Raw genomic sequence first — 11,843 nt, 5'->3', positions numbered from 1 at the left:
CAATTTTGAATTTGAAGGTGTTTGGCTTGCTGGTATATAATACATAAAATGACAGGCGTGAAAGGGGGGTTTTAAGATGACGATGGATGGAAAAGAAACAGCTATCTTCGCAGGAGGCTGCTTTTGGTGCATGGTTGCTCCCTTTGATGAAATGGATGGTATTATTTCAGTGACATCAGGTTATACAGGCGGCAAAATTGCCGCACCTAGTTATAAACAAGTGATTGCCGGTTCGACCGATCATGTTGAAGCGGTTCAAGTGGTATTCGATCCATCAATCATTTCCTATAAAACTTTATTGGAGATATTTTGGCGCCAAATTGATCCTACGGATGACGATGGACAGTTCTCGGATAGGGGAAAGCAATACAAGGCAGCCATTTTCTATCTTAATGAACGTCAGAAACAGGAGGCAGAACAATCGAAGGAAGATTTAATGATGAGCGGGCGGTTTATGAAACCTATTGTTACGGGTATTCTACCCTCGGGGGAATTTTACGCCGCTGAGGAATATCATCAAGAGTTCTATCGGAAAAATCAATTTCGCTATGCATTGTATCGTAAAGGCTCAGGGCGGGATGCCTTCAGTAAAGAAAATTGGCCTAAGGATAATGCACACCTTAGAAAGACCTTAACGGAGAGTCAGTTTCATGTCACCCAGGAAAATGGCACGGAGCCGCCTTTCGATAATGCCTATTGGGATCATTTTGAAGAAGGCATCTATGTGGATGTCGTTTCTGGGGAGCCCCTATTCAGTTCGCGGGAGAAGTATGATAGCGACTGTGGGTGGCCTAGCTTTAAGAAGCCCATCATGTCGGCAAGTGTCAATGAAAAAATCGATCTCAGCCACCGAATGACCCGGACCGAGGTACGCAGCAGGGAAGCCGATTCCCACCTTGGACATGTTTTTCCTGATGGCCCAAGTCCTAAAGGCACGAGATATTGCATAAACTCTGCTGCCCTTCGATTCATTCCTAGAAATGAAATGGAGAAAGAGGGATATGGAGACTTATTATTACTTTTTAAAATGAAATAACTAGGGAGATAGGGGAACACAAATGGATAAAATAGATGAACATTTATATCGATATATCCTTGGTAACTCATCCAAGATTACGGAAAACTGGCTGGCTTTAAGGGAAAAGCAGTCTGGATCCATCTATTCAATAGATTCTAATGAGGAAATCGAAAAGCTGCTTAGGGAACAGAATACATTGACGATCAAGACAGTGACCAGTGCTTTACTTGAAGATAAAACTGCTTTTAATGAAACGATGGAGCAGTGGGCCACACTTGTTGCGAAGAGCAGGGTTGAATCGGACACCCCTATTTACGAAGTGTTGGAAGCGCTTAATAAGGTTCGCGAAACATATTGGGCCTTCATCACTGATTATATGCTGATGGATACAAAGATAACGAAGGATACAATCATCCGGTGGAGCCGGCTTATTAATCGTGCCTTCGATCAATTGAACCGTGAGTTCACTGAGCAGTATTACCTTTTGACAAAAGAACGACTCCTTGCTCAACAGGAGCTGATTAATGAACTGGGCGCACCTGTCATTCCCATTGTTGATGCCATTGCGGTATTGCCGTTAATAGGGGAAATCGATACCTATCGGGCAAGGGAAATTTTGAATGGGACTCCAAGCAAATGCATTAGCAAAAATATCACACACTTATTCATCGATTTATCGGGGGTATCCCTTTTAGATACGATGGTTGCCCAACAGATCTATCAATTGATAAGTACCCTGAACCTGTTAGGCATTCAATCGACCATTTCCGGGATTCGTCCTGAAGTGGCCCAGACATCGATTCAGTTAGGTCTTGATTTTAGTCAGGTTTCGACACATAGTACTCTTAAACAGGCCCTTTCCAAGCAAGGGATCAAACTTTACGAGAAAAAATGATATAAGGGTGCAGCAAACGAAAAGAACCAGATCCCAATAGGAATCTGGTTCTTTTCCGTGATTCTATAACTTGAATGAACTTTTCAACCCAACGATTTGGTTGAAGACCAAGTGATTGGCAGCAGTGAGTTTTGAATCAACATTATAATAGCCATGCCTGAAGAATTGGAATTTATCCTGAGGCTTAACATCTTTCATGTTAGGCTCGACAAATCCTTGTAAAATTTCTATAGAATCAGGGTTTACCCGGTCCAGGAATGATTTTTCTTCCTCTTCATCATTTTCCTTGTCCAAGATTAAAGGCTGATAGTTGCGGAATTCCGCTGAAACGGCTTGTGAAGCTTCGACCCAGTGCAATGTACCTTTCACTTTACGGCCAGTGAAGCCAGATCCGCTTTTCGTTTCAATATCGTATGTGCAGCGAAGTTCAATGACGTTACCGGCATCGTCTTTTATCACTTCTTCACATTTAATGAAATAAGCATGTTTCAAACGAACTTCATTGCCCGGGAAAAGTCGGAAATACTTTTTCGGCGGGTTTTCCATGAAATCGTCCTGTTCGATATAAATTTCACGTGAAAACGGGATTTGGCGTGTGCCCATTTCCGGAACTTCCGGATTGACCTCGGCATCCAGCCATTCTATCTCGCCTTCCGGATAGTTGGTGATGACCACTTTAAGCGGGTTCAGGATGGCCATAGTCCGTGGAGCCTTCAGCTTTAAGTCTTCCCGTACGAAATGATCAAGCATCTGAGAGTCCACGACACCGCTTGTTTTGGCGACACCTATCTCTTGGCAGAATGCACGAATCGCTTCGGGTGTATACCCGCGTCTCCGCAAGCCTGAAACAGTAGGCATCCGCGGGTCGTCCCAGCCGTCCACGAAGCCCTCATCGACAAGCTGCTTCAGTTTTCGCTTGCTCATTACTGTATTGGTCAGGTTAAGACGGCCAAATTCATATTGTTTTGGTTTGCTTTCCATTTCACAATTCTCAACGATCCAGTCATAAAGAGGGCGTTGATCTTCGAACTCAAGCGTACAAATGGAGTGTGTGACTCCCTCGATGGCATCTTCAATTGGGTGGGCAAAGGCATACATTGGGTAGATGCACCATTTGTTGCCGGTATTATGGTGTTCAGTATGGGAGATACGGTATATGACGGGATCACGCAAATTAATGTTAGGTGAGCCCATATCGATTTTTGCACGCAATACTTTTGCGCCGTTTTCGAATTCGCCGCTGCGCATCTTTTCAAATAGTTCAAGATTTTCCTCGACGGTTCTATTGCGGTAGGGGCTGTCTTTCCCCGGCTCTGTCAGCGTTCCGCGATATTCACGGATTTGGTCGGCATTAAGATCGTCCACATATGCCAGTCCCTTATTGATGAGCAGCACAGCCCTTTTATACATTTCATCAAAATAGTCGGAAGCGAAGAAAAGGTTATCCCAGTCGTAACCGAGCCATTTTACATCTTCCTTGATGGAGTTGACAAACTCAATATCCTCTTTCAATGGATTCGTATCATCGAAACGAAGGTTAGTTTTCCCATTGAAATCATCAGCCACCCCAAAATTCAAAATGATTGATTTGGCATGCCCGATATGTAAATATCCGTTCGGCTCAGGAGGGAAGCGGGTGATGACATGATCATGTTTTCCGGACTCTAGGTCATCTTTTATAATATTTTTAATAAAATTCGAAGAGTTATTTTCCAACTGAATTCGACCTCTTTCATTTATATACTTCTTTTAATTTTACCTGTATATATACCATAAATACAGATATTTTTCCATGTTCGAGCCGGAATCAGGGTTTATCTGAAACAATTCATCAAGTATTTAGTTTGTACAATCATAGCCGAAATATCCCTGAAACTGTAATCATGTAATAGGGAACTGCCTAACTGGATAGTAAAAAAACCAATAAATCCTTTTCCATTCAAAAAAGCAATACAGGAATTCACGCCTGTATTGCTTATAATCTCGCTAACAGACAGATTTAAGAATTAAAATCAAAAGACTGTCGTTTGCAAAAATTCTTTTGTACGCTCTTCCTTTGGATTGGTGAAGAATTCTTTTGGCGGTCCGCTTTCGACAACCCTCCCATTATGCATGAAGACAATCCAATCCCCGACTTCACGGGCAAAGCTCATTTCATGTGTAACGACTACCATTGTCATCCCTTCCAAGGCAAGTTCCTTCATCGTGGCAAGAACCTCCCCGACAAGTTCGGGATCCAGAGCTGAGGTGGGCTCATCAAAGAGCAGGATATCAGGCTTCATGGCTAGGGCGCGGGCTATGGCAACACGCTGTTTCTGGCCGCCTGAGAGCTTGCTTGGATAGACATCCGCTTTATCCGATAAGCCGACTTTTGCAAGCAATGCTTTTGCTTCTTCAATTGCTTGGGTCTTAGGGACCTTTTTGACGTGTGTCGGTGCTTCGATGACATTTTCCAGTACGGTCATATGAGGAAAGAGGTAGAAATGCTGAAATACCATTCCGACCTTCTCGCGGATTTTATTAATATCATGGGTACCCGGATTGATTTCCGTTCCTTCAATGAGGATTTGGCCGCTGTCTTTCTTCTCTAAATAGTTCAAACAGCGGAGCAGGGTGCTTTTTCCGGAACCGCTTGGTCCGATCAGGCAGACAACATCGCTATCAAGTACCTTCATATCAATATCTTTAAGTACATGCAGGTTTCCATACGATTTATTTAAATTCCTTATCCGAATCATTTCTTTTTGTTCCATTTCAATTCCCCCTATCGATCACTAATGGACAGTTTCTTTTCGAATAAATTGACGATGATGGTCAGGAAAGCCACTAGAATCAAGTAGTAGACCGCTACAATCAATAAATAAGTCATTTCATCGAAATTATTCGAGCCTAACGTAGTCGCCACATTAAACAGCTCATTCATGGATATGAAAGCTGCCAGTGAAGAATCCTTGAGCCCGATGATGAATTGGTTGCCAAGCGGCGGCAATGCGCGGCGGAAGGCTTGAGGCAAGATGATTCTCCTTAAGGTGAGCGAATTGCTCATGCCAAGGGAGCGTCCGGCCTCCATTTGACCTTTGTCGATGGATTGAATCGTACCACGTAGAATCTCTGAGATATAAGCTCCATTATGGAAGGCCAGGGCAAGTGACGCCGCCCAGAAGTCCGGCAGTAAGAAGAGATTGCTGATACCGAAATAGAGTATGAATATCTGTACGATTAAAGGTGTTCCACGTACCAGGAATACATATGTATCTGAAATCCATGCAAGAATTTTTATATTGGATATTTTTAAAAGTGCAAAAAGCAACCCGATGACGATACCAACCAATATGGAGACTACCGTCAGTTCCAATGTGAGGAGCATGGCTCGGATGAACACGTCCGAGGAGCTAAATAATGTATCAAAAAAATGTGAAAAACTTGGCAATGTAATGACTCCCTTTCTATCAATCTTTATTCAGGCTTAGTTGTGATGTCCTCACCAAAGTATTTTTTGCTGATTTCCGCAAGAGTTCCATCTTCCCGGAGGTTTTCAAGTGCTTCGTTGATGCGTGCAAGCAGCTGAGGGTTGTCGTTAGGCAGTACGATGGCCTGCTCGCTTCGTTCGATCAATTGCCTTCCTTCGATGTCGAAACCTTCCTTGGTCGCTTCCTTGCCGGTTACGAAGTCGGTGATGACGGCATCATGACGTCCTCCGCTCAATGCTTTCAGGGCGGTGATATCACTGTCATAGGTTTTTACATTGGTTGTATACTTTTCTGCTGTGGTTGCGTACGTGGAGCCTTTAGAAGCCGCAACTTCCTTCCCCTTTAAATCTTCAACCGTTTTAATATCACTATCCGAGCGGACAAAAATTTGAGGACCTGAGTAGTAATAAGGGGTCGAGAAGGCAACATGTTTACTTCGTTGTTCATTGATTGTATGACTCGCGACCGCGGCATCTGCCCGACCGGTTTTAACACCTTCCACGATACCTTTGAACTTTATCCGTTTAGGTACTGGCTCCAGGTCGAGTTCCTTTGCAATTGCATTGCCGACTTCAATATCGAACCCGGTTACGGTCATGTCATCATTAACATAACTGAATGGCTTGAATTCGCCTGAGGCAGCGAAAACAAACTGGTCCTCATTGATCAGCTTACTCCCGTCCTCCAGCTGGTCCTTTTCAGCACAGCCGGACAGAAGGCCAAGAACAGCCAGAATGGATACAATGAATGTAACGGATGATTTCATGATAATTTCATTTCCCCCTTTGAAAAAAACTAATAGAATGGTCTATACCCTTATGAGGCAGTGAATAACCTTATTAACTAGGGAAAATAAAACTGAAATAAAAAAGGTAGTCCAGATCATACCGACATTTCATTCAAGAATCCCCCTTCACTATGCATTTCATAAAGGTTCTCGTCCTTTGCCTTCATTTCCTTTAAATTCCCCAGTTATTTATTGGAAGAATGATAGTGCCTAGTAATAGTGGATGAGAACTACTGGTATCTTTTCATCCTCATACTAGGTCATTTCCATATAAAAAAGTCGACCGTGATCTGGCCGACTTTTCCGCGAGTAAAACCTATGAAATATGAATAGAGGATAGCTTTATTCAAAGGAAACTCCATTTGATTTTGCAAGTGTTACTAAATTAGAAATAGTGACTCTTGAAATAAAAAACCCTCATTTCATATCATCACTTTCACTTTATTTACTCAAAAATGAAACCCATTGTTCCAAAGTAGGAATGTATAACAAGTTCCTTTTATATAAGATTAAATGATTACCATTCAATCTTCATTAATGAAAGATATGTGGGCTGAATTAAAAGCTGATGCTTCATTTAAATCCCATGTATCAAGTTCAAAAGAAGGAAGAATTAAAGATCAATTCATTTGTCATGCTGTAAATCCATTAACCATTTACAAGTCACCTTGGAACTTAGAACCTTGGCGTCCTGATGTATCGCTATCACCAACTTATTACAATAGATGCAATGCTGCAACGTAATGGTGTTTACAACAAGTATAAATTTTAAGTAAGAGGAGGAATTCATATGTTTGATAGTACCAATCAAGCAATATATGAGCCAGATTATATTTCTCTACTGTTACTGCTTTTAGGAATTGTTTATGTGATCTACCTCGTATTAACTATCGCTAAAATCAAATTAGATACACTAGCTATAAGTACCCTTGCTATTTCCTTTCTAACTTATTTACTAGTTGGCTTTTATATGGCAGGCTTTGGCTTTTATATTGATGAGGAAACCCCGAACAACCTAGTATTTCAGAAATACGGATTCCCGGATTTAATTTTATTGGCGTTCCCTTATATCTTTTTATCTCTAGCGGCAAGTCTAGGTGAAAAAAAACGAAATAAATAATAAAAAAAAGCATTTGCCGTAGCCAGGAAACAAATGAGTAGGTGATTTAAGCGTTTTCTAGATTTCTAGTCTATTTACAGTTATTCCAGTACTATATTCTTTAGGGGGTAAACTATGAATTAAGGGATAGATCTTAGATGAGTTCGACTTATAAAAACCATGGGATGAGTTTGATTTACATAAACGTTTACCCTATTTGACTTCTAAATAAGTAATCCAGAAAAGTCCAGGTTGTGGAAACAAGTGAACAAAAAAGGAAAAGTAACTGCAAAAACGCCTCTTCCTTTTTTCTCTTTATTTTTTTGATATTTTACGTAATAAATACAAAGCGTATATGATGGCTGGTATAGATACAACCATTAAAATCATGTTTATTAAACCAAATATAAAGTAAGAAGACGATACATCCATTTTAACTTCACCTACCCTATTAAAGTTTTTAATCTCTATATGTGTATTTTTGATAAACACGAGCAACTTTACTTTTTACCAATTAAAACCTCAACTTGTATCAAAAGTAACATATGCAATGTCTTTTTGGGTTTCGATATGAAAACAATTAATTCCACTTTTGGGACTATCCTGATTATTAAATATGGTATATATATCGGAGAGAAAAAAGCTGAAAGGAAGTCGCCTTCTGCCATACTAATAGGTCCTTTTGGTGAGCCTATTTGATGCAATTTTTGTTTTTTTCTTCGATCTCAACGCTTAAATTATCGCAATTAAAAATAAATCCCGATGCTCATTTTATTGTAGTAATTAACCTTAATTTTTTGAGAAAAACAAACTGATTTTTTTAAAAAACACCTACTGATGGGTGCTTTTTTTCATCCTTCATTTTATTAAACCTTAAGCCTAAGGTTGATTTATATCCAATTTTCGGAAACTTGGTAGTGGTATTGAAAACTCGGTGGCTTTTGCATAACTGGGCAAGGGGGCGGAGTCTCAGGTTCAGCGACTAATACAATAGCAAATGTTATTTATGGTTTGAACTTATGGCTTGGAACGATGACAAAAACAAAGGCGAAAGTAGAAAATGAAAAGTATTTCTTGCTTAAATTACTCGGACTTATGGTTTTGTTAGTTCCTATACTATTTAAATCTTTGAATATAATAGTGAGTATAAATGTTACTATAATTGTAATTACTATTTTACTAGGCATAGCTTTACTTGTAATGGGAGATTATTTGCAAAAAAAAGAATAAGCAGCTAATTTTAGCTGCTTATCCCAATTTGTCACATATAAAACTTAGTCTTATCTTTTGAATTTTCTTGCAATTTTAATAAGAAGAAATCCTATTAAAGTTATTATAACTATTGCTATTAAAGCTCCTATTGGACTAAAGGTTTTCATATTTTTTTACTCCTTAGAATGCATATAAGTTGAAGGACCCGCTCGTTGTTTTAACTTCTACATAAGCATCAGTGTATGTGTATACTACAGCAATTGCACTATATTTTACAGTCTTATCCATTGCCCATGATGTTTTTTTTGTGGTTGTGCTACTTTGTGCGGAACCACTATAAACTATGCCTACGTAAGTTCCGCTTTTTCCTAGTACGCCATAAGCAACATTTGTTACAGCAGTTTTAATTCCTTTAACTTTTGAACTTCCGGCAGGAATCGTAGCTTTAAGGTTTCCTCGATAACTATGATTTAATACATTTATATTTGTATAAACTTTTCCAGTGAATTTAACAGTTACACCATATTTTGATTTTGATTTACTAAAAGATTGGCTATTTGTATTACCAAATTTCAGTGAAATTGGTTGAATTAAGTTAGTTGGTTGGGCGGCAATGTCCGCTGTTTCGTTTGTACTTGAAGCATAAGCTCTTATAAACTCTGTATCTTCCAATGAAAAGGGCTCATTTATATTATATTTTGAATTAATTTCTTCAAACCTATCAATGATTTGTTCGTCTGATAAATTTTTATTAATTTTAAATGTAATTTCCTTAATTTCAATCGGGTCTAATGATGGTGGTTGTCTTTCAACTGGCTTTGCCCCTGTTACAGGTGAGTTACCTTCAGCTGCAAATACATGAGATGGAAGTAAAGCGGCTCCTAAAACTAGAATCAAGGATAAAAATAGTAAAGATTTCATTTTTTGTATCAATGTTATTTCTCCCTCCATTTAGTTTGTGTATTCTATGTTAAATGAAAAGAGAGACGTGCATTTCTCAAAATTGAAATCAAATGTTTTAACACTGAAACAACCAAAAGATTACGTGATTTTGAATCTCTTACGAATACAGCCATTTAGTTTTTAATTTTAAGGTAACCATTTTATTTTTCCCCACTCCATCATTGTTTTGTTTTAACGTCAAATACGAATCAGTTTAAATTGGAAAGAATAATATCGACTGTGCTTCCGGAATATGTATAGCTCAGAATAGAGATGTTGTATTAATGCTGCCAGCAAGTGGTTGGATAGTTTTTTATTATGTCTAAAATCATCCCAAACGTAACATAAGAAATGATTTTTAGAGTTTCAATATATAAATAATTTATTTCATTATTGGAACTTTATTAATTTCTATTAAGTATAAACACCAATTTTTTTACAGGATAAAGATGTTATAGATAGGATATTAAGGTAAAAATTCTTGTAAGCAAAAATTATTAAATGTGTTGTACTTATTTCTACTGTGTAATCTGTGTATGTTGGAATAATAGTGGAATTTTTCGGATCGTCTTGGCTACCAACAAAATCCCGAATTGATTGACTGACTTTAATTTTGGCCATGAATTGAAGTATAATATAGCAAAATAGAAGAAGGGCAGTTGGGAAAATGGTGAGCAACTTTGTGCAAGAGCAGTTACAGGAATTTCGCGAAAGAAATCAAGATAGAGGCCGTTTGATTATAAAATGTCCGGACCAGCCGGGAATTGTTTCAACCGTTACGGCTTTTCTTAAGGAATATGATGCAAATATTGTTGAATTGAGTCAGTATTCGATGAATCCTGAGGGCGGAACCTTTTTCACTAGGATCGAATTCGATTGTCCGGGATTGAAGGATAAGGCAGAGGATATGCAACGGGCATTCCAGGAGGTTTCGACAGCATTCTCGATGCAATGGACATTTAACCATGTCAGTGATCTGAAGAGGACGGCCATTTTCGTTTCGAAGGAACCTCATTGCCTTCTGGAATTGCTATGGGAGTGGCAAAGCGGGGATTTATTGGCTGATATTGCGCTGGTCATCAGCAATCATGAGGATACGAGGGAAATTGTCGAATCGATGGGCATCCCGTTTTATTACATTCCTGCCAATAAGGATATACGTAAGGAAGTGGAGACTAAACAGCTTGGACTTCTGGAAGAATTCAAAGTGGACCTTATTGTATTGGCGAGGTATATGCAGATATTGACGCCGGACTTCGTAGCGGCCCATCCGAACAGGATCATCAATATCCATCATTCATTTTTACCTGCCTTCATTGGAGCCCGGCCTTATGAACGAGCTTATGACAGAGGTGTTAAGCTGATAGGGGCAACTTCCCATTATGTGACGAATGATTTGGATGAAGGTCCAATCATCGAGCAGGATATTGAACGTGTGGACCATCGTGATTCTGCCGGGGATATGAAGAAAATCGGTCGTTCAGCTGAACGCAGGGTGCTGGCACGTGCCGTTAAATGGCATTTGGAGGACCGCGTGATTGTTCATGAAAATAAAACGGTAGTCTTTTAAAGCGGCAAAACCCCCCTATGGGCTAACAAGGGGGGTTTTTAGGATGGAATGTAGTGAGTGCTAGTATGTGTATTCCACCCTTACTGAGGCAGTGATGTTCAATTCACCAGGCAAAATCGGGGTAGTCGCCATTTTTGAAAAGGTACTTGTTTGATAAAGCATTGGGGTTGCCGTTTCGGATATCTCTTCAACCTTATTAGGGGCTGGGTTCAATGAGATTCCCAGTGTTCGAGCCATGGAGAGTGCTTTTTCATATGCATTTTTTAAAGCGAGAGAAAGTGCTTGGTTATAGTATGCTTCTGGATTGGATAAAGAGAAGCGGATGCTGGTGATTGAATTGGCGCCGCTTCTGACGGCCGTGTCGATTATGCTGCCTATTTTTTCGATGTCGGTCGTTTGGGCTTGTATGATGTGCTGGACTTTGTAGTTCTTGAATAATTCTTTTCCGTCAATATAATCATATTGCGGATCGATTCTGTAATCACTCGTTTTCAATTGCTCTTCGGGGATGCCTGCGGATTTAAGTGATGCGATGACATTTGCGATTGCTTGGGAATTGGCTTGCTGGGCCTTTTGCGGGTCCTTATCCTCTGTTATGACTCCTAAGGTGATTGTGGCTTGATCCGGAGCGGCAGATAGCGTCTCTGAGCCGGAAACCTTCAATGTATGTTCATCGTTGCGGTAATAATCCCTTTCGGGGGCATTGTATTCTTGATTCATCTTGACACCAGCCTTTTTAAAGAGATAATCTCACCCCTATTGTACGAATTATGAACGTGAAACATGATTGAAATATCCCCTTTGTCGTTAATTCATCGAGCAATTACAAAAAAACACTCGGCCTGGACCG

General features: G+C 39.7%; 11 protein-coding genes. 5 read left to right on the top strand and 6 right to left on the bottom strand.

From position 1 onward, the window contains the following. Positions 1 to 76: 76 nt before the first annotated feature. Together msrB and ACFVS1_RS20360 are read left to right on the top strand one after the other, a co-directional pair. The gene (msrB, locus tag ACFVS1_RS20365) at positions 77 to 1,036 is read left to right on the top strand and encodes a peptide-methionine (R)-S-oxide reductase MsrB (protein ID WP_387550043.1); all 960 of its coding nucleotides are present in this window, start codon (positions 77 to 79) and stop codon (positions 1,034 to 1,036) included. 22 nt (positions 1,037 to 1,058) lie between these two features. Continuing rightward, positions 1,059 to 1,913, top strand: coding sequence for an STAS domain-containing protein (locus ACFVS1_RS20360; protein ID WP_387550041.1), 855 nt, complete (start codon positions 1,059 to 1,061; stop codon positions 1,911 to 1,913). A 63-nt stretch (positions 1,914 to 1,976) separates the two neighbouring features. Here ACFVS1_RS20360 and ACFVS1_RS20355 read toward each other — a convergent pair whose 3' ends face one another. The 4 genes from ACFVS1_RS20355 to ACFVS1_RS20340 form a co-directional block, all read right to left on the bottom strand. Beyond that, positions 1,977 to 3,629 (bottom strand): glutamine--tRNA ligase/YqeY domain fusion protein, encoded by a 1,653-nt coding sequence (locus tag ACFVS1_RS20355; protein WP_387550039.1) that lies wholly within the window; start codon positions 3,627 to 3,629, stop codon positions 1,977 to 1,979. A gap of 296 nt (positions 3,630 to 3,925) precedes the next feature. Beyond that, on the bottom strand, positions 3,926 to 4,666 hold the full coding sequence (locus ACFVS1_RS20350; protein ID WP_286184721.1) for an amino acid ABC transporter ATP-binding protein: 741 nt from the start codon (positions 4,664 to 4,666) through the stop codon (positions 3,926 to 3,928). Between the two features lie 11 nt (positions 4,667 to 4,677). Then, positions 4,678 to 5,343: an amino acid ABC transporter permease gene (locus ACFVS1_RS20345; RefSeq protein ID WP_048685680.1), complete on the bottom strand. Its 666-nt coding sequence runs from the start codon at positions 5,341 to 5,343 to the stop codon at positions 4,678 to 4,680. A 26-nt stretch (positions 5,344 to 5,369) separates the two neighbouring features. Continuing rightward, a complete protein-coding gene (locus ACFVS1_RS20340; RefSeq protein WP_352924260.1) occupies positions 5,370 to 6,149 on the bottom strand; it encodes a transporter substrate-binding domain-containing protein in 780 nt (259 codons plus the stop codon). A gap of 534 nt (positions 6,150 to 6,683) precedes the next feature. On the opposite strand from ACFVS1_RS20340, the gene ACFVS1_RS20335 reads away from it, so the two are divergent. Together ACFVS1_RS20335 and ACFVS1_RS20330 are read left to right on the top strand one after the other, a co-directional pair. Continuing rightward, on the top strand, positions 6,684 to 6,914 hold the full coding sequence (locus ACFVS1_RS20335; RefSeq protein WP_387550036.1) for a DUF2599 domain-containing protein: 231 nt from the start codon (positions 6,684 to 6,686) through the stop codon (positions 6,912 to 6,914). A 46-nt stretch (positions 6,915 to 6,960) separates the two neighbouring features. Further along, positions 6,961 to 7,290: a hypothetical protein gene (locus ACFVS1_RS20330; protein WP_387550034.1), complete on the top strand. Its 330-nt coding sequence runs from the start codon at positions 6,961 to 6,963 to the stop codon at positions 7,288 to 7,290. Between the two features lie 1,371 nt (positions 7,291 to 8,661). Here ACFVS1_RS20330 and ACFVS1_RS20325 read toward each other — a convergent pair. Further along, positions 8,662 to 9,414: a hypothetical protein gene (locus tag ACFVS1_RS20325; RefSeq protein WP_352924256.1), complete on the bottom strand. Its 753-nt coding sequence runs from the start codon at positions 9,412 to 9,414 to the stop codon at positions 8,662 to 8,664. Between the two features lie 679 nt (positions 9,415 to 10,093). Here ACFVS1_RS20325 and purU point away from each other — a divergent pair. Further along, the gene (purU, locus tag ACFVS1_RS20320; protein WP_241589672.1) at positions 10,094 to 10,993 is read left to right on the top strand and encodes a formyltetrahydrofolate deformylase; all 900 of its coding nucleotides are present in this window, start codon (positions 10,094 to 10,096) and stop codon (positions 10,991 to 10,993) included. 60 nt (positions 10,994 to 11,053) lie between these two features. Here purU and ACFVS1_RS20315 read toward each other — a convergent pair whose 3' ends face one another. Further along, the gene (locus ACFVS1_RS20315; protein ID WP_387550032.1) at positions 11,054 to 11,713 is read right to left on the bottom strand and encodes an SIMPL domain-containing protein; all 660 of its coding nucleotides are present in this window, start codon (positions 11,711 to 11,713) and stop codon (positions 11,054 to 11,056) included. Positions 11,714 to 11,843 lie beyond the last annotated feature (130 nt).

It is taken from the genome of Peribacillus sp. NPDC058075 (assembly GCF_042885195.1).
In the GTDB taxonomy this organism is placed as follows: Bacteria; Bacillota; Bacilli; order Bacillales; family DSM-1321; genus Peribacillus.
This window is presented reverse-complemented; position numbering and strand designations above follow the sequence as displayed.

Coding starts and splice junctions, on each gene's coding strand:
- ACFVS1_RS20340 (WP_352924260.1), bottom strand. CDS start 6,149: ATGAAATCATCCGTTACATTCATTGTATCCATTCTGGCTGTTCTTGGC.
- ACFVS1_RS20350 (WP_286184721.1), bottom strand. CDS start 4,666: ATGGAACAAAAAGAAATGATTCGGATAAGGAATTTAAATAAATCGTAT.
- ACFVS1_RS20360 (WP_387550041.1), top strand. CDS start 1,059: ATGGATAAAATAGATGAACATTTATATCGATATATCCTTGGTAACTCA.
- ACFVS1_RS20330 (WP_387550034.1), top strand. CDS start 6,961: ATGTTTGATAGTACCAATCAAGCAATATATGAGCCAGATTATATTTCT.
- ACFVS1_RS20315 (WP_387550032.1), bottom strand. CDS start 11,713: ATGAATCAAGAATACAATGCCCCCGAAAGGGATTATTACCGCAACGAT.
- ACFVS1_RS20335 (WP_387550036.1), top strand. CDS start 6,684: ATGATTACCATTCAATCTTCATTAATGAAAGATATGTGGGCTGAATTA.
- msrB (WP_387550043.1), top strand. CDS start 77: ATGACGATGGATGGAAAAGAAACAGCTATCTTCGCAGGAGGCTGCTTT.